This is a genomic window from Nostoc sp. DSM 114161 (genome assembly GCF_052692665.1).
In genome coordinates this window covers 8,479,795-8,497,831 of the sequence record NZ_CP195141.1, presented here as the reverse complement: position 1 = coordinate 8,497,831, position 18,037 = coordinate 8,479,795, and the positions used below count along the sequence as shown (strand labels likewise).

Genomic DNA, 18,037 nt, shown 5'->3' with positions numbered 1-18,037 from the left:
AGCAATAGTTCAAAACAACAATATACAGGAGATTGTAGCTTGGTGAGGTACAAATCACTGTAGGGGCTTTAGCATTGTTCATTGGTGTCAACTTAACGTGAAACCTGATGAATACTTGATTTTGAATTTATTCATCTCCCATCAAGATCCGCTTTACCCCACCCCAGCTTTGCTGACGCAAAACTTCCCCTCCCCTTGGCAAGGGGAGGGGATTAAGGGGTGGGGTAAAATGCCTGTGGGATAGGTGTTTGAGCTTAAATTGACACCAATGAACAATGCTAAAGCCCCCAACCGTGTACTTCATTTACCTGAAAATCGCTGTAAACAAATTGCTTTGCTAATGATATTACAAACTTCCTTTAGGAGTTTCTATAGTTTCAGATTGTTTACTATCAGTAACTTCTTTTTGGGGATTCTTTTGATTACCTCGATCGCCTATTTTTTCTATTGCTTGTTTTGCCAAATTTTCAGCCGCTTGTTTAAATAAGGGTTCTATTTTATTTCGCCAATATTGAGTATTAGGCAATTTTTCTGGATGATTTTTGTAATCTAAAACTTTATTCCATTCACCGGATTCTAGTGCTTGGTTAATATCATTAAATAATGCATCTGCTTTCGCCCAATCTTCTTGCCATTGGGCAATGACTTTGCCCGTTTCTTGGATATCAGAAGCGGCAGTTGTTGGAACTGATTTTAAAAGTGCGATCGCTCCAACTACATCTCCAGAATCATACTTCTTTTTTGCCTGTTCTAAAATCTGAGCGCTATTTTCACTAGGCTGCGATTTTCCATTATCAGAAGTTGACGGTTTTGATTTTTCTGACGATGAAGTTACTACATCTTTAGATTTTGGTTTTACCGGAGCAATCTGTCGAGTAGTAATCAAGGTACTATCATCTATTGTCTTAGTTGCGATGCCTTTTTCCCGCAGGCAAGAAGTCCATTCTCCTTTATTGGCTATCACATCCGGGTGTACCCAAGCCAAACTTCCAGATTTGAGTTTAATTTCTACCCAACCTCGTTTTGTTTGCTTGCCAGTCACCTCGAAGTTAGTATTATCACCAACAGTTTGCACAATATTACCGGAATTGATGGAACTAGGTTGAGAACGGATATTAGAATTTCCCACAACAACAGCCGAACATTTGTTGGCTAAAGTGCCATCTTTACCTGTAAAATTAGCAGCTAAATTTTTCACATTAGGATATACATTTGCTACCAAAGCCGCAGCACCACCCGCCAACAATATGCCAATTAATATTGGCCACGGGTCGGATTTGCTATGCTGACGGACAGGTCTAGGGGGAACATGATTTGCTGGTGCAACTGCCAGAGTTTGCTGGCGAGATACTGCCTGAGGTTGGGGTTTCGTTGCTTGGTAGCTAGAATTTTTTACAGCTTCTTGAGGCGTAGAAATTGCAGCTACAGGATTAATCGCGTTTTTACATGCTTGGAGTGCTTCCGTGGCGCTTTGGTAACGGTCTTTGAAGTGATAACGCACCATCTTCACCAACACCGCCGCCAGTCGAGGATTCACAGTCACTGAATGCCGCCAAATGATTTCCCCTGTTTCCGGGTCTTCTTGTAATTCTGTTGCTGGTAAACCTGTTAATGCTTGAATGGCAATGATTCCCAGGGAATAAATATCACTGTTGGGGCGGGGTTTACCTTGCCCTTGTTCTGTAGGCATATAGCCAGGAGTGCCGATTACCACTGTGGCAGCAGCTTGTCCGCCAACTGTCACCATTTGGGTACGCAGTTGCTTCACTGCCCCAAAATCTACCAAAACTAACTTATTATCTGAGGCGCGGCGGATAATATTATCTGGTTTGATGTCGCGGTGAATCACGCCTTGCTGGTGGACAAATTCGAGAATGCCAAGAATTTCCTGCAAAAGTTGAATTACTTGGCCTTCACTCCAGCGGTTACCAGGTAAAAGTTCCTCGGCTAGGGTATGTCCTTCTATATATTCTTGTACTAGATAGAATTCTTGATTTTCGTCAAAGTAAGCCAATAGCCTGGGTATTTGGTCATGGTTGCCAAGTTTTTCTAAGGTTTCGGCTTCACTGTTGAACAGACGCTTAGCAGTAGCAAAAACTCTGGGGTCAGTTCCGGGTTTGAGGTGCTTGACAACGCAAATGGGGTTACCTGGCCGCCTAGTATCTTCGGCAATGTAAGTTTGACCAAATCCTCCCGTCGCCAGGACTCGAATTATTTGGTAACGATGGTCTAGTAACTTGCCTATCATATTCCCTCCCCACAGTTATCACCTAATTTTTCGGCTAGTAATAAATATCTCCAAATTTTCTTCAATGAAATCCGCTATCTTGAAAAAAGATTTAGATTAAAAATGCAGCTTTTTAATAAACGCAGACTGTTTATTTCTCTGTTTAGTGCCCCTATTTATTACCAATGCCACCTAAAATAACAAACTCAGTTGCATGGCAGCAGGCTGAAATCCTCATGCAACCTGCTTTCATTCGCGTTATCGACAATATCCGCAAACAGCTTGATGAGTCTTCATGGACGGGGACTTACCAAGATGTCCTGATTTGGCCGCCTAACACCACCGATGAAATCAAAGCATTGGTGACTCAACTGTTGCAAGCAATGGAAACTGCAACCACCGAAGAAGCAGATGAAATCAGACAGACTCTAACTCGTCTACCAATGCCCCATCCAGGATATCATTTACTTTTGCAGCGTCAAGAGCAACAAGTAAGTATCGATTTGTGGGAGTTATGCTACCAAGTGTGTTTTATTGAATACAACCCAGAGAAAGAAAAGGTTGTTATTGATACTAGTTTAATTGATGAACTTGGCGAAGTTGATTGGCTGCGTTTGGATGCTAAGGCAAAGCAGTTAATTGAAGAGGCCTTTGCTGCTTTACCAGAGAGTTAAAGCTCTGAAAATAGGATTTTGGGACTTTACGAACAAAGCCCACCTGGGTGGGCTAATGGATTTTTTCAGCTTGTTCGGGTTTGTTCAGTGTTGTTTGGTTACTTTTGTGAATGCCTATTCTGGTTTCCAATTATTCAGTGCTACTCGAATAACGATTAATTCATGCAGGTATTCATTGTACTTCTTGCAGAAGTCGGGAAAAGGGGAAGGTGGGGCCCCCTCTGGGGATAAGGGGCGGGAAAGGGGGAAAGGTTTGGTATTTACCCTTTCCCCTTTAACCTTTTCCCTTTTCCCACCTCTTGCCAAAAGTACTTTTGCAAGAGGTCTATTAGAATTAGATCTGCCTTGAAAATAGGGACTCTTTACTGGGGACTGGTGACTGGGAAAACCAAGATATTTTCATTATTCCTTGTGCGTGCAACTCATGGAGTAAGAGTGCATAAATCGAAAATAACAAAAGTTTAATGGACTATGATGTGTTGAGTGTTTTATTTGACATATATTCTTGAGGTGTCATTAACTGACTCAATTACGGCTCGCTTGCGTAACCAGATTTTGTCAATTAGTTTGACTAAACGATTTTTCATGCTTTTTTTGGACTTAGTAATAAACTTTTTGCTATAGATCGCGAAAGTAATTAGGCTCGTTGACGAAATAACCCCGTCATACTTAAACCAGTAATCAACAAGCCGACTAATCCCAAACCATTTAAAAGCGGATAAATTTTTTCTAAATGGAAAATTTCCAAGGTGTGTAATCTCAGGAGAAATTCGCCTAAGTCATTTTGATGCAACCATTCATGGGCGATGGTAAAACTCATGCCAGTCAGCACAGTCAGAAATAATGGCAGACACAGCACGATCGCAATCTGACGATGATATCGTCGAAACATTCTAGTCATAAACAATTCCTGAAAAAGAACATCCAAAAATTAAATTACTCAATTCCTACATCCATACGACTGATTTCTTCTCCCCCTGCTCCCCTGCCTCCCCTGCTCCCCTGCCTCCCCTGCTCCCCTGCCCACTAAAGCTACTCCCTCCCTCCCTCATCTGTGGAGTAAAACTGTTGGGCATAAAAACGCGCGTAGCGTCCTTCTTTAGCCAGGAGGGAGGCGTGAGTACCAGCTTCAACTACCTGTCCTTGTTCTAGTACGAGAATGCAGTCAGCCCGACGAACGCTGCTCAAGCGATGGGCGATGATAAACACAGTACGGTTTTGCATCACTCGCTCTAGTGCCTCTTGAACTAACGCTTCTGATTCCGAATCCAAAGCAGAAGTAGCTTCATCGAGGATGAGAATTCGCGGATTATTGACGATCGCTCTGGCGATCGCTAATCTTTGGCGTTGTCCCCCCGATAAATTAACTCCGCGTTCGCCTACCCAGCTATGGTAACCTTGGGAAAATTGGCTAATAAACGAGTGAGCGTTGGCAATCTTCGCCGCTTCCTCAATTGCTGCTAAATCTAATTCTTCCTGGCCGTAACCGATATTTTCGGCGATCGTTCCTGAAAAAAGCGTAATGTCTTGGGGAACAATGCCAATTTGATGGCGCAAACTGGTAAGGCTGACATCCCGGATATCGATATCATCAATCAAAATTTCACCCGCCTGGGGATCGTAAAAGCGAAGTAAAAGGCTAATTAATGTTGATTTTCCCGCACCAGAAGTACCAACCAAGGCTATGACATTGCCAGGATCGGCTACCAAAGAGAGATCTTTAAGGACTGGCTGACCGGGATTGTAAGCGAAATTGACATGACGATACTCTACCTTCCCTGCAACTCGTGGTAATTCCTTAGCATTTGGCTTTTCGCTTAAACTCGGCTGCTTCGCCATCAATTCAAAGATGCGTTCGACAGAAGCCTCAGTTTGTTTGTACTCGTTGTAATTGCTAATCAACAAGTCGATTGGCTGAATCAGTATAGCCACAGCAGTTAAGAAACTAATAAACCCTTGAGCTGTCAGCTGATTTTGAGAAATCTGCCATCCTCCCAATAGAAACAGCAGCATAATGCTAATTGCTTCCAAAAAACCGACAACGGGAAATTGAATAGATTTGAGTTGTAGGGCGCGATACTTAGCTTTGCGATTACTTTCTGCTTCTCGATTGAATCGCTTAATTTCATAACCCTGTGCTGCAAAAGCTTGAACAACACGAATCCCGCTAAATACTTCAGTTAGCATTGCCGACAAATTGGAAACCTGATTTTGACTCTGGCGAGATAGTATAAGCAATCGCTGACCAAATAACCCAATCAACCAAGCCATCAAAGGAGCCAAAATCAAACTTGCAAGGGTGAGTCGCCAATTCAGGTAGAGCATGTAAATGGGAATCGCAATTAGCTGCAAGAGATTGGAAAGAAACTGATGGGATAACTTGTCTACAATCTCGCCTACGCGATCGATATCTTCAGTTAACCGATAAGTGAGGTCACCCGTCTGGGTAGTTTCAAAATAATCCAATCCGAGTTTGTGCAGGTGAGCGTAAATCCGCTTACGCAACTCTAAAACCATATTCAGAGCGGCAGCAATCATAAACACATTCTGCCCGTATTGACAAAGCCCTCGAACCAAAAATACCAAAGTAGCTAGTCCGAGCCAGTAGGCAATCTGGTTAACATTTCCCTGACCGACAAAAAAAGCGATCTGACCTGTTAGGTAGGGCAGTGCTAGGGTGAACAACACAAATCCTAAGATACAAGCGAATCCCCGAACTAACAGCGGCCATTGGGGCCACAAATAAGGTAACAGTTGCCAGTAGCTAGAGCGGACTTTCATAAGTAGTTGGACAAAATTAAATTTATTCGTGGAGATAGGGAACAGGGAACAAGAAAACAACGCGTGTAATTAATTCTGTCTAATATCAATTCTCTATAAACTTGCACTAAATAATTTAATCTCTCTTCTTGGTACTTTCTTGGCGCTCTTGGCGTTCTTGGCGGTTCGTTTTAAAAATAAAGTGCATCTTCACAGAGAATTGGTATAAGAGACTTGCAATTAAAAAATATCCAATTTGTTTGTAAGTAGAAGGACTAAATTAAACCTAACTTGAGATTACCGGGTTTCGACTTGGCTCAACCCTCGTCTTCTCAAAGGTCGAGCATTGACCGCAGCGATGCCCTGAGCTTGCCGAAGGGTCGAAATGCGTCTTCTAAATAATTGTGTCCACTTACTTAGTAGCGTGGCAACACTTTGCGCTGTGCATTATCGGTGGTTGCCCGAATTCAATAGATCTGTTGCATAAATCGAAAATAAAAACCCCACCCCGCCAAAGCTACGCTTTGTCTCCCCTCCCCTTAGCAAGGGGAGGGGTTGGGGGTGGGGTGTTAGGGATTTTTGCAACAGATCTAATAAATGACACTCCGAATTCAATGAACGATACCCCAAATTCAATAAACGACATCCCAAATTCAATAAACGACATCCCAAATTCAATAAACGACATCCCGAATTCAATAAACGACATCCCGAATTCAATAAACGATACCCCGAATTCAATAAACGACATCCCGAATTCAATAAACGATACCCCGAATTCAATAAACGACACCCCGAATTCAATGAACGATACCCCGAATTCAATAAGGGAGTTCCAAGTAAAAAAATATTCCATTGCTATTGTTGACTGTTGACGGTTGACGCTTCAAAGTCAACAGTCAACAACCTAAAGCGATTGTTTTTATTTTTTGGAACTTCCGAAATACTTAATTGAATTCTGTATTGTTATCCTTGCCTTCATGATTCAAATTTGGTAGCACCAGCAATTTTGTCAATTCTGAATTCTGAATTCTGAATTTTGACTCCTGAGTTATGACGTAATTTTTACTCGATTTCTCCTAGAGAGGTTAGCAAAAAGCGGGCAATTCTTTCAGATGCGCCGGGGGGGCCGAATCGCTCAGGGCCATTTTGTTGACACTTAGCAAGGTAGTCTGCATCTTCCAATGTCTCGATTACTCGTCGGGCCGCTTGTTTGAGAGTTTCAGGGGTTGCTGGGCCAGTGCCGATGGTTTGGGCATTAATGCCTAAGAGTCGAGTTTGCGCCTCTGCAAATGCATAGGTAAATTGAGGGCCTTCTCCAGGAATTTGGATAATTGGTTTGCCGATCGCCACTGCTAAATCCACCGCCAACCCTGCCATACCAATGACGAGGTTAGAATAATATACGATATCGCTGAAGGCATCTGAGTAACATCTCACTTCCACAAGTGGCGATTCTCCAGCAGAACTTCCTGGCAAAGAATAGGTGAGTACGCCTTGATTCAACTGCCAACCTTGACTTTTAGCAATGTCGTCTAGTTCTGCCATCAAACGCGGTACCAAGGCGGCGCGAAACTGGAATCCTGATGGCATTACCTTGGCAATTTCTACCGCTAGCTGTAACTGCAAACAGAAATTTCGCGCGGCTTCTGGCATTCGCGAGCCGGGGAGGAGAGCGATCGCCGGAATGTCTGGTTTGAGCTGCAAGTCTTTGCCAGTGGGCACAAGGCGATCTAAAGCTGGAATACCACCAAACTGAGCTTTAGCTATACCTTGCCGTTGCAAGTCAGAAGCGGTATAAGAATCTCTGGTAAAAACTGTCAGACACCGAGGAGAATTCAAATCGTGCCACAGCAGCGGATTGATACGCAATCGCCCTTCATAGATGGCAGAAAGACAAGAGATAAACGACACGAAGGGGCGCTTTGTTAAGTAAGCAAATGTCTGAGAGATAAAATCCCCAGTAGCCATTACCAAATCGCAGTTGGGAGCATACTGCAACACCGCTTGTAACTGTCGCCACGTTAACCCAATCAATCCCGATTGAAAATCTTTGAGCAAATAGAGGCGCTTCATGTAAAAGAATCCGCCAGAGGGCATTGTTTGTGTGGGCCCGATAATGGGAATATCCAAGCTGCGGTAAGCTTTTCCTTCCCCCACAATCGGCATTGCCGCCATTTCAATGGAAGGAGACAATTCCCGGAGGGTCTGAATCACATGAGAGGTGTGATTGTCCTCTCCGTGACCGTTACTGATAAACAAGATTCGCTTAGAAGGCATCTTGGGGTTGGTAAGTGTTAGGTCTAGAATGCTTGTTTAGTGAAATTTTTAACCTACATAAAGTAAGTAGGCAAAGAAATCGATCGGCTATTACGCTTTGAAATTGCACAGTTATTCATGAGATTAGTTGACGGCTGACAGTTAACTGCCAACAGTCATAGCCAACACAAAAAAATGTACAACTTAAATGCGCCACAGTTTGGTATTTTTACTCTTGAGAGTTGTAATTTTATAGACAAATCTACAAAGTTACTTTTTCAGGTGTAAACCGGAATGGAATGATTGCCCTGTTTTTGCAGACGCTGATTTATCAGAGAATACAGTATTAGGAGTACAAGTGGTATGCGTACATTAATCTGGTTTCATAAATTTGAACTTAGTAATTTTTAGTGTTGACGACAAAGTTATAAAAAAGTTGTATCGCCAGAGAAAATATGGAACGCGCCATTTCTGCGTTGGGGATTTTAATTTTTATCGGCATATCTTATGCTTTCTCGGTGAATCGTCAGGCGGTGCGTTGGCGAATAGTCGCCTGGGGTTTGGGATTGGAGTTTATATTTGCCCTAGTAATTCTGAAAACTCCTTGGGGCTTGAATGTGTTTAAATCTCTCGGAGATATTGTCAGTCAATTTTTGGCATTCTCTGATGTTGGTGCCAAATTTGTCTTTGGAGAAAATTTTAAGGATCATCTTTTTGCCTTCCAAGTGCTGCCGACAATTATCTTTTTCTCTGCCTTCATTAGTGTCTTGTATCACTACGGCATTTTACAGCGAATAGTAAACATAATGGCGTGGGTGATGATGAAGACGATGAAAACATCGGGTTCGGAATCTTTATCTTGTGCCAGTAACATCTTTTTGGGGCCAACAGAGTCGGCGCTGATGGTGAAACCTTACATAGCGAATATGACGCAATCTGAACTCCATGCGCTGATGACGACTGGTTTTGCCACAATTGCAGGTGGAGTTCTAGGGGCATATATTTCCTTTGGCGTACAAACAGAACACCTGATAGCGGCTTTTTTTATGACTGCTCCCACATCTTTGGTGGTATCAAAATTGCTCTACCCGGAAACAGAAGTATCAGAAACGGCTGGTAAAGTAAAAGCGAATGTAGAAACTAATTATATAAATGTAATTGATGCGGCTAGTAGCGGAGCCATTGACGGCGTAAAGTTAGCTGTTAATGTTGGGGTGATGATTATTGCTTTTTTGGGGTTATTAGCTGCTGTGAATGCGCTGCTGGGATGGTTAGGCGGATTTGTCGGTTTACAACAACTTTCATTACAGCGGATTTTGTCTTATTTTATGGCTCCCGTAGCATTTTTGATGGGCGTGCCTTGGGCTGATTGTCAGCAAGTTGGGGCTTTATTAGGTACAAAGACAATTCTGAATGAGTTTATTGCTTTTTTAGATTTGAAGGCATTGATTGAGAGCGGTAAAATTTCCCAGCGTGCAGTCATAATTGCAACTTACGCATTATGTAACTTTGCAAATATTGGTTCAATTGGCATTACCATCGGCGGTATTACTGGTATAGCACCCAATCGCCAGCATGATTTAGCTCGTATGGGTGTCAGGGCAATGATTGGCGGATTGTTAGGGAGCTTTATTACTGCTTGTATTGCTGGGATGTTGATTTGAAGGGGGTGGAGGGCAGGGGAGACAAGGAAGTGTGGGGAGTGTGGGAAGAGAGGGGGGAAAGATTTCTTCCTCATCCTCCCACACCTCCCACACTCCCGGCTTGCCCAATGCCCAATTTCGGCCATATTCCGCTTTTAGATAGAAGGATTTGCCTTAAAATTTATGTAATCATCAAATACTGAATCTTATATTTATTCACTTTAAATACCTTTAACTTTAATAGAATGCCAGACGCGGAAAAGTCTCAAAACCAGCTGGCTAGTGATAAGCTGCTGTATAGGCAAGTTAATAAAGAGTCAAATTATTCGTTAGCAGCCAATCAAGAACAGGGAATGATTCTTCTGTTACCTGATGGCAGGATTCAGGCTTGCAATGCGGCTGTTGAAAGCATTCTGGGAGTGACTACCGAGCAGTTTGTAGGACAAAATTTGCTCGAACCAAAATGGCAATTTATTGATGAAAATGGCTTGCCTTTGCTGTGTGAGATTCACCCGGTGATGGTTGCCTTGAAGACGGGTAAACCTTGTTTGAATGTAGTGTGTGGGTTCTATAAGCCTAATGGTCAGCTAGTCTGGCTATTATTATCTTCACAACCGCTATTTCAAGTTGCAGGAACTACTGCCTACGCGATCGCCATAACTTTTTTAGATATTACTGGATCTAAGTATCTTGAAGTTGAGGATAACTTTAGCTGTATTGAAGATACTAAAAAAATTGACGTATCCAATTTTCGATCGCGCTGGGATAGTCAACGTCTGTTTCAACAAATTGCCGGCACTCTTCCAGGCATACTGTATATTTATAACGCGATCGAGCAGCGAAATTGTTACGTTAATTACGAAATTACTGAATTTTGGGGCTACACCCCAGAACAAATCCAAGCGATGGGAAGTGACTTGTTTGTCCAACTTCTACACCCCGAAGATTTAGCCCGACTCCCTAGCCATGTAGAAAAATTTAATTCTGCCCATAATGGGGAAGTCTTCACTTTTGAATACCAAATTCGGCACGCCAATGGTGAGTGGCGCTGGTTTTGTAGCTATGAGACTGTGTATAGCAGAACTCCTGAGGGCTTAACGCATCATATTTTGGGAATCGCTTTCGATATTACAGACCGACGGCGCACAGAAATTTCTCTACGCCGAAGTAACGAAAGGTTTGAGCTAGCAGCAGCAGCGGTTAATTCTGTGATTTACGACTGCGAGATGCTTAATAATACTGTGGAAAGAACTCAGGGTATAACTCAGGTTTTTGGCTACACGCAACAAGAAGCTAAACCTACCCTTGAGTGGTGGCAAGAATGCATCCACCCAGACGACCGACAAATGGTCATTGACGAGTTCATCGCTAGTATGGCAACTAGCAACCGTTATAGCGTTAAGTACCGGGTGCGTCACAAGGATGGCCGCTATTTGTGGGTGCAAGACAAGGGGTTTGCAATTCGGGATGCAAATGGTCAGGTAGTTAGGATAGTTGGTGCTAGTACCGATATTACCGAACAGCAAGCTGCACTGGACGATCGCCAACAAGCCGAAACAAAGCTAAGAGACAGTGAAGAACGGATTCGATTGGCAACTACCGCAGCCGAACTTGGTATGTGGTTTTGGAATCTCATCACCAACGAGTTAACTTGGACGGAGAAATGTAAGCAACTGTTTGGACTATCCCCGGAAGCTGAAATTAATTTTCAGGTTTTCCTCAACTACGTACATCCAGAAGACCGCCAACTCATTAAGGAAGCGATCGCCGCTTCTATCGAAAAAAAACTTGATTGTGACATTGAATACCGCAGCGTCTGGCCTGATGGCAGCATCCATTGGATTGACGCCAAAGGTAGTGTTTTTTGTGACAATGATGGCAAACCGATAAAGTTGATGGGTATTGCCCAAGATATTACCCAGCGCAAACAAGCAGAAAATGATTTACGTCAGCGCGAAACTCAATTAAGGCGGTTAGTTGATTCCAACATTATTGGCATTATCTTCGCTACTCCTGACTACATTACTGAAGCGAACGAAGCGTTTCTAGAAATGATAGGTTATACGCGAGAGGAATTATTAGCTTGTAAGGTACGCAGACAAGACATCACCCCACCTGAATATCACGCTCTCGATCGCCAGAGTATGGAGCAACTTTTAGCAGTTGGCGTATGTAGTGCTTACGAAAAAGAATATATTCGCAAGGATGGTTCCCGCATTCCCATATTAATTGGCGGTGCTTTGGTGACGCGATCGCCGATGTCTTGGATTTGTTTTATTCTTGACCTCACCCCCAGAAAGCAATTAGAAAAAGCACTCAGACAACAAGCAGAAGAACTCAAACAAGCAAACCGCAATAAAGATGAGTTTTTGGCCGTTCTCTCCCACGAATTGCGATCGCCCCTCAACCCAATTCTGGGATGGTCATCTCTCCTCAGAAGCCGCAAATTTGACGAAAATACTACCAATCGCGCTTTAGAAACCATCGAAAGAAATACTCAATTGCAAATTCAATTAATTGATGAATTACTCGATGTCTCCCGAATTATTCGCGGTAAGCTAAATTTGACTTTTGCCCCTGTCAACCCAGTAGCTGTAATTGAGGCTGCATTGGAAACAGTCCGGTTAATTGCAGAAACCAAATCCATCCAAATAAAAACCCAGTTTGACACAAACGTCGGTAAAGTCTCAGGTGATTTTTATCGCTTGCAGCAAGTTGTGGGAAATTTGCTCTCCAACGCTGTCAAATTTACTCCTGCTGGTGGAACAGTGGAAGTTAGCCTTTCATTAACTCAAGATTTGACTTCCCACTGGGCAGTAATTCAAGTCAAAGATACAGGTCAAGGTATTTCACCTGAATTTTTACCCCACGTGTTTGAATATTTTCGCCAAGCTGACAGCAGCACAACCAGGAAATTTGGGGGTCTGGGGCTGGGATTAGCAATAGTTCGCCATTTAGTGGAGTTGCATGGCGGAAGTGCGATGGCTGATAGTCCAGGAATCGGACAGGGAGCCATTTTTACTGTCAGACTACCTTTGATGAAAGAGAGTAGAGCAGCAAGGGAAGCAGGGAAACCAGGGGAAGCAACCGAAAAATTTAACTTTTCGGCATTGAATGGAGTACGGATATTAATTGTTGATGATGATGCGGATACTAGAGAGTTTGTATCCTTCTTGCTGCAACAGAATGGGGCGGCGATAACTGCCGTTGCATCTGCAACTGAAGCCTTAGCTGCCATCGCCCAGAATGTACCCGATTTATTAATCAGCGATTTAGCAATGCCGGAAATTGATGGCTATGGTTTGATGAAGCAGATCGGGGCAATGCCACAACACAAAGGTGGAGAAATTCCGGCCATTGCTCTAACGGCTTATGTTGGAGAAAGCGATCGAGAGCGAGTTTTAGCAATTGGTTTTGACAAACACGTCGCCAAACCAGTACAACCACTCGAACTCTTGACCTCAATTGTAGATTTGCTCAAGCAAAAATCGTAATATTAGACATTATCTTTTTCTGCATTCCCAGTCTCTGGCTCTTGACTTGGGCGCTCTGTTGCAGGAGGATAATCGACAAATTCTTGGGTTCTGGTGGTATTTGTAGTAATACCTTCTAGCAAAGCATCTTCAGGGTCAGCTGATTGGCTAGCAGCAGCAGCATTAATCTGACCTGATGCGTTAACGTTGGGTTTGTCAGAACTACCTTTATGACTTGCATGACCGCTTGGCATAGCTATGACTCCGATATTGAAACATAAATCAAATCCACCCTCAGCCTAAACTCGTCGGTTATCAAAAATACACTATCAGAAGGCTTATATCTAAATCCCCTCAACGATATAGCAACATGAATGCTTAACAAACTTTTGGTAAAATTGCTACAGCAAAATAATTAATAGCTGGAAAAATACACATGAAAACCAGTGGTATTCATCATGTAGCAATAATTTGTTCCGACTACGATCGCTCAAAAAAATTTTATGTCGAAACTTTAGGTTTTGCGATTATTGCAGAAACCTTTCGTGCCGAGAGAAATTCTTATAAATTAGATTTACAAGTTGGAGAAAATGCTCAAATAGAGTTATTCTCTTTCCCCAATCCGCCGCAAAGATTTAGTAGCCCAGAAGCTTGTGGTTTAAGGCATTTGGCTTTTAAAGTTGATGATATCGAGCAAACTGTGAATTACTTAAAATCTCAAGGTGTCGTCACAGAAAATATTAGAATTGACGAACTTACAGGTAAAAAATTTACTTTTTTTAAAGACCCAGATAATTTACCGTTAGAGATTTATGAAAATTAGAGAATATAGATTATCTGATACTCAAGCGATCGCCAAATTATTTTACGATACAATTCACGAAATTAATATTGCCGACTACACTCAAGAACAAGTCGATGCTTGGGCACCGAAAGATATCGACTATGAAGTTTGGCACAAAAGATTACAAGTCAAGCTACCCTATATTGTTGAAGATAATGGCGAGATAGTTGGCTTTGGAGAATTAGAAGCCGATGGCCACATTGATTGTTTTTATTGTCATAGCAAATACCAAAGAAAAGGTATTGGTTCAAAACTCTTAACTCATCTAGAAAATACTGCAAAATCGCAAGGAATTAAACGACTATATACAGAAGCGAGTATTACTGCAAAGCCATTTTTTGAGCATAAAAGATTTATTGTAGTTAAAGAACAAAAAGTAGAACGACGGGGAGTTTGGTTTAAAAACTATGTCATGGAAAAATATTTGTAAATCAGCATCAATAAAATAGTTACTTTATAATTAAGTGATGTAAGCCTACGAGAAATACTCAATGCTTGAGGATTTAAAATATATATAAAAAAATTAGATAAATTGAAAATGTATTTAATTTGAATTGAGCTAATTTTTAGGACATAACTTCAGCAATTATGTCTGAAAAATTCATGCAATGATGTTGTAATTTATAAATTAATTTTCCATAATAAAAATTACTATTTATTCGTTAATAAGTTCGCTATATGCTGACTTTTTTTTATTATTTTCAAGTATAAACAGACCTAAAACTTCAGTTCCAGGCAAAAAATATATTAATTTAGTTATATTAACTATAATATTATTAATAAATAATCTAATAGTTAATAGAGTAGAGGCAAAAAATAATTATGATATAAAATTAAAAAAATATTTTAATTTTTCTGTATCGAGCAAAAAAATAACACTTGCTTATGATGCTGAAAAATCTGCTAAAAACAGATTAAAAAATACAGTTATTACACAAGTATTTACCCAAGTTCCAGCTAACGTTTTACCTACTCCTAATCCAAATTTACCAGAACTCATCAATCCGTTCCAAGCACCAGAATCAACCCCTGAGCAAAATAACACCATAGGGCCAATTACTCCGAATGAGCAAAACAGCAATCCACTTTTAAAAAAAAACTTTAGAATTACTGATATTTAATTCCTTAACTAATAGCGCCAATAAGTATCCTTGGATAATTAACCCTACGGATAACTTGACTTTTCCACCTTCAAAATTTAATCCTCTTAAAGGCGAAAATTATACTGATTTTATTGTGAACTCTGCTAGAGATGAACCAATAGTTAATCGTTTTACCTTTGCCCATTTTCCTGGTGAGGATCAATTGTATTGGTTACTCCCTGGTAATCGCATTGTCATCGAAACTCAAGGATGGCAAAGTGGAATTTTATACCAAGGACAATCAACAAAAATTGAAAGCAGACAATCGATTATGTTAACTCAGAAGCTTTGGGGAATGCAAGCAGTTTCGTCTATTCCTCAATCCTTTAAAGAACTAACAGGAGAACTTGACAATAATCAATTCTCTATTCAATCTATTGGGGCTGAAGTTATTAATCCACCAGGTTCTCCTACGCCTAAAGTTATTATCAATAATGGAGATAACAATTCTTTAATTCCAAGCATTCCTCTAATTTCAACCCTTGGCACTGCTTCAACTTATAATCCTCAAGGTGGCGGTTCTTTATTTAAGTTTTTAGATGCAGACAATACGCCCTTAATTTTACAATCTTTTCCAACTAGTAATTTACAACCATTATTAGAAGCTGGAAATCTCACTCCAGGCACAATAATTTCCCAAGAAGCTTTAGAAAAAATAGGGTTTTACTGGGGTAATCCTTTAACAGATGAGAAAACTAGATTTCAACCTCAAATAACATCTCTACCAGGTATCAAAATTGGTCAGGAAGGTAAGTTTGATAACTGGGAATTGCTAAATTTCTTGATAAATCCTTTTCTTAGCCAAAGACAGCGGGATCTTTATTATCTAAATTCTTTATATTGGGTTCCTTTAGGTGAAAAACAAATTAATATTGGAGTCAGTAATAAACAAGACAACTATCACTGGCAGAGACTTTACTTTAGTCGCCCGCATAATCGCACTCTATTACAATACGATCCTGTAAAAATTCAGGCAACTTATACTAATGTTTTTAGCAATCCTGGTATTTCTCTATCTTTGTCGCCCAATGAACTAAAAATAGATGATTTACAAACTGCTAATACAACACTAGGAATGCTCATGGGAGGAATTTTTGAGTTAATTCATCCTTCGCAGCTAGAACAAAGTTTGCAAGAAGCTAAAAAGCGATTTTTCCAACAAGATAATTTTGCTGATTTAAATACAAAAGCAACACCAGAGCAAATCAGAAAACTTAACCAATCACTCAACAGAATACTCTTATTGGGTAATCGCACTAGTAGCTTAGAACAGGTTTCTGGAACATTCACCTTCCCTAGCAAAATTACACTCAATAATTCTAGTATTTTCCAAATCCGCACCGGAAATCATCAGCGAACAGTTCAGTTTTTAGATGGAAATCGTACTTGGAGACAAAATAGTCAAACTTTCATTTCTAAAGCAGACCTTTCTAACAATAGTTTCGCTCCTTTGACATTTATTGGTGTACCTGTTCCTTTAGAACAAACATCTATTCGTCCCAAGAATCGCTCATCAGCCGCACAAGTCACCTTAACTAATTCTGATGGCAACAAGTTTGTGCAAAACTGGAGTTCAGCGGATATGACATCGGTGCCAATGAATATTCGTTCCTTTGGTTTGGCTTTTGACAATATTGAATTAAGTCAAGTTGGCCAAATAATTACTCAATTGCAAGGTTTTAATGGATATCTATCTTTACCAACACTAGAATTTTTATGGGCGGGTTCTTCAGGTGATTGGAATTATAGCCTGAATTCGGGCGTTTGGTTTAACTTGAATGGAGACTCTGCATTTAACGTTCCAAATAATAATTTGGGACTTTCGGAGCCAACATTGGGTATTTATGCTAACGGCGGATTAAGTTATATAAATACTCATACAAAATTTGATGCTGATGGAAAAATTAAAGCAATTACTAGCCATATTCCGGCTTTACGCTTTTCTTGGAATAGTGCAGCAAATTCTCAAAATCCTGCTTATTTAAATCTGAGCTACTTTTTTTCTCATCAAGATAAGAATTTAAATTATTCTTTGGCTCCAGCGCTGATATTGATTGACAATAAAGGCGATTTAAGACTAGCAGGATTTTTACAAAGTAAGTTGTTACTACCTACAGGTTTAGAGTTCAATACTTTTCTTGAATTAAGCGATAATTTTTTTTACATACTAGAAGGAATACAAAGGATAAATCAAAATTGGTCTTTTGGTGTTTATGTGCAAAATTTTAGAGATATTAATCGAGGTATAAAGAGCCGTAGTAATGATTTATCCTACGGGTTATTAATCAAACATGGTTCTTCTAGTGGTATTTTTTGGGAATCTCGCTTTGGTATGAGTGGAAATAACTTTGAAGTTCGTTTTGAAGGAGGTTGGCGATTTTAAAACTACCCAGCTACTTTATTTGACTAAGTTTTGAAGATTCCTATCATTAATAGGATTAAGTTAAAACATTAAAGTAGACCGGGAGTAGCAGCTCTGAGAATTGCTGTATATTCATCCAGTGTAAGGTTACCGTACCTTAGTTTATCAGCTACAGCTGACACAATACCATATTCCTCATTTGATGGAATTGGTAGTGTTGGGCCTGCCAAGAGAGCTATGGTTGGAATTGACACATGAGTAATTGGATCTATATATATAGATCCTGTAACTATGTACGTACCGTTGCCATCAACTCCTGCTAAATATGTTCCTTCTGGAGAAACTTTTTGAGCAGCAATAGAGGTGATATAACCACTAGGAGTAATATATGTGATTACCCCGGAAAATCCACCTTGTTGTACTGTGAACGTAGGTAGATTTGGTATGTTTGGTATTGTTACTACGTTTTGTGCTAATGCTGGAGTGAATTTAAAAGTTGCAAAGCTAATAAAACTCGTAAGGCAGAGACTAGCTCTCAAAATAATACCAGCATATTGGGAAAGTAAATTCATCTGAGAAAATCCTTTGTTTTTAGGACTTGATGTTTTTGCTGGATGTAGTTTATGCAACTTATAAAAACTGGATTTTGAAAA

General features: G+C 40.6%; 13 protein-coding genes and 1 pseudogene. 6 read left to right on the top strand and 8 right to left on the bottom strand.

Annotated features, from left to right (window positions below; all coding sequences use genetic code 11):
• Positions 1-346: 346 nt before the first annotated feature.
• Positions 347-2,248, bottom strand: a complete 1,902-nt coding sequence (locus tag NSTC745_RS35565) for a protein kinase domain-containing protein (RefSeq protein ID WP_445635227.1) — start codon at positions 2,246-2,248, stop codon at positions 347-349.
• A 164-nt stretch (positions 2,249-2,412) separates the two neighbouring features.
• Between NSTC745_RS35565 and NSTC745_RS35560 the strand changes: the two genes are divergently transcribed.
• Complete coding sequence (locus NSTC745_RS35560) at positions 2,413-2,901, top strand: hypothetical protein (RefSeq protein WP_445635226.1); 489 nt, start codon at positions 2,413-2,415, stop codon at positions 2,899-2,901.
• A gap of 456 nt (positions 2,902-3,357) precedes the next feature.
• Here the strand turns inward: NSTC745_RS35560 and NSTC745_RS35555 are convergent.
• The 4 genes and pseudogenes from NSTC745_RS35555 to NSTC745_RS35540 form a co-directional block, all read right to left on the bottom strand.
• Positions 3,358-3,557 (bottom strand): annotated as a pseudogene (locus NSTC745_RS35555) (transposase); the annotation flags it as partial.
• A complete protein-coding gene (locus NSTC745_RS35550) occupies positions 3,539-3,802 on the bottom strand; it encodes a peptidase (RefSeq protein WP_445635225.1) in 264 nt (87 codons plus the stop codon). The gene NSTC745_RS35550 and the pseudogene NSTC745_RS35555, both read right to left, overlap by 19 nt.
• Before the next feature lie 131 nt (positions 3,803-3,933).
• Complete coding sequence (locus NSTC745_RS35545; protein ID WP_445635224.1) at positions 3,934-5,682, bottom strand: ABC transporter ATP-binding protein; 1,749 nt, start codon at positions 5,680-5,682, stop codon at positions 3,934-3,936.
• A gap of 1,044 nt (positions 5,683-6,726) precedes the next feature.
• Positions 6,727-7,941, bottom strand: coding sequence for a lipid-A-disaccharide synthase-related protein (locus tag NSTC745_RS35540; protein ID WP_445635223.1), 1,215 nt, complete (start codon positions 7,939-7,941; stop codon positions 6,727-6,729).
• A gap of 434 nt (positions 7,942-8,375) precedes the next feature.
• Here NSTC745_RS35540 and NSTC745_RS35535 point away from each other — a divergent pair, with 434 nt between their 5' ends.
• Together NSTC745_RS35535 and NSTC745_RS35530 are read left to right on the top strand one after the other, a co-directional pair.
• A complete protein-coding gene (locus NSTC745_RS35535; RefSeq protein WP_445635222.1) occupies positions 8,376-9,584 on the top strand; it encodes a NupC/NupG family nucleoside CNT transporter in 1,209 nt (402 codons plus the stop codon).
• Between the two features lie 224 nt (positions 9,585-9,808).
• The gene (locus NSTC745_RS35530) at positions 9,809-13,057 is read left to right on the top strand and encodes a PAS domain-containing protein (protein WP_445635221.1); all 3,249 of its coding nucleotides are present in this window, start codon (positions 9,809-9,811) and stop codon (positions 13,055-13,057) included.
• A 2-nt stretch (positions 13,058-13,059) separates the two neighbouring features.
• On the opposite strand, the gene NSTC745_RS35525 is transcribed toward NSTC745_RS35530, so the two are convergent.
• Positions 13,060-13,290, bottom strand: coding sequence for a hypothetical protein (locus NSTC745_RS35525; RefSeq protein WP_445635220.1), 231 nt, complete (start codon positions 13,288-13,290; stop codon positions 13,060-13,062).
• 182 nt (positions 13,291-13,472) lie between these two features.
• Between NSTC745_RS35525 and gloA2 the strand changes: the two genes are divergently transcribed.
• Together gloA2 and NSTC745_RS35515 are read left to right on the top strand one after the other, a co-directional pair.
• Complete coding sequence (gene gloA2, locus NSTC745_RS35520; protein WP_445635219.1) at positions 13,473-13,859, top strand: SMU1112c/YaeR family gloxylase I-like metalloprotein; 387 nt, start codon at positions 13,473-13,475, stop codon at positions 13,857-13,859.
• Positions 13,849-14,310: a GNAT family N-acetyltransferase gene (locus NSTC745_RS35515; RefSeq protein ID WP_445635218.1), complete on the top strand. Its 462-nt coding sequence runs from the start codon at positions 13,849-13,851 to the stop codon at positions 14,308-14,310. Before gloA2 ends, NSTC745_RS35515 begins: the two co-directional genes overlap by 11 nt.
• A 453-nt stretch (positions 14,311-14,763) precedes the next feature.
• Here NSTC745_RS35515 and NSTC745_RS35510 read toward each other — a convergent pair whose 3' ends face one another.
• Positions 14,764-14,928, bottom strand: a complete 165-nt coding sequence (locus tag NSTC745_RS35510; RefSeq protein WP_445635217.1) for a hypothetical protein — start codon at positions 14,926-14,928, stop codon at positions 14,764-14,766.
• Between the two features lie 188 nt (positions 14,929-15,116).
• On the opposite strand from NSTC745_RS35510, the gene NSTC745_RS35505 reads away from it, so the two are divergent.
• Positions 15,117-17,405, top strand: coding sequence for a hypothetical protein (locus NSTC745_RS35505; protein ID WP_445635216.1), 2,289 nt, complete (start codon positions 15,117-15,119; stop codon positions 17,403-17,405).
• 68 nt (positions 17,406-17,473) lie between these two features.
• Here NSTC745_RS35505 and NSTC745_RS35500 read toward each other — a convergent pair whose 3' ends face one another.
• Complete coding sequence (locus tag NSTC745_RS35500) at positions 17,474-17,956, bottom strand: hypothetical protein (protein WP_445635215.1); 483 nt, start codon at positions 17,954-17,956, stop codon at positions 17,474-17,476.
• Positions 17,957-18,037 lie beyond the last annotated feature (81 nt).

What these genes read in the sequence shown, in the direction of transcription:
- NSTC745_RS35565 (WP_445635227.1), bottom strand. Translation starts at nt 2,248, where the DNA reads ATGATAGGCAAGTTACTAGACCATCGTTACCAAATAATTCGAGTCCTG.
- NSTC745_RS35560 (WP_445635226.1), top strand. Translation starts at nt 2,413, where the DNA reads ATGCCACCTAAAATAACAAACTCAGTTGCATGGCAGCAGGCTGAAATC.
- NSTC745_RS35550 (WP_445635225.1), bottom strand. Translation starts at nt 3,802, where the DNA reads ATGACTAGAATGTTTCGACGATATCATCGTCAGATTGCGATCGTGCTG.
- NSTC745_RS35545 (WP_445635224.1), bottom strand. Translation starts at nt 5,682, where the DNA reads ATGAAAGTCCGCTCTAGCTACTGGCAACTGTTACCTTATTTGTGGCCC.
- NSTC745_RS35540 (WP_445635223.1), bottom strand. Translation starts at nt 7,941, where the DNA reads ATGCCTTCTAAGCGAATCTTGTTTATCAGTAACGGTCACGGAGAGGAC.
- NSTC745_RS35535 (WP_445635222.1), top strand. Translation starts at nt 8,376, where the DNA reads ATGGAACGCGCCATTTCTGCGTTGGGGATTTTAATTTTTATCGGCATA.
- NSTC745_RS35530 (WP_445635221.1), top strand. Translation starts at nt 9,809, where the DNA reads ATGCCAGACGCGGAAAAGTCTCAAAACCAGCTGGCTAGTGATAAGCTG.
- NSTC745_RS35525 (WP_445635220.1), bottom strand. Translation starts at nt 13,290, where the DNA reads ATGCCAAGCGGTCATGCAAGTCATAAAGGTAGTTCTGACAAACCCAAC.
- gloA2 (WP_445635219.1), top strand. Translation starts at nt 13,473, where the DNA reads ATGAAAACCAGTGGTATTCATCATGTAGCAATAATTTGTTCCGACTAC.
- NSTC745_RS35515 (WP_445635218.1), top strand. Translation starts at nt 13,849, where the DNA reads ATGAAAATTAGAGAATATAGATTATCTGATACTCAAGCGATCGCCAAA.
- NSTC745_RS35510 (WP_445635217.1), bottom strand. Translation starts at nt 14,928, where the DNA reads ATGGTGTTATTTTGCTCAGGGGTTGATTCTGGTGCTTGGAACGGATTG.
- NSTC745_RS35500 (WP_445635215.1), bottom strand. Translation starts at nt 17,956, where the DNA reads ATGAATTTACTTTCCCAATATGCTGGTATTATTTTGAGAGCTAGTCTC.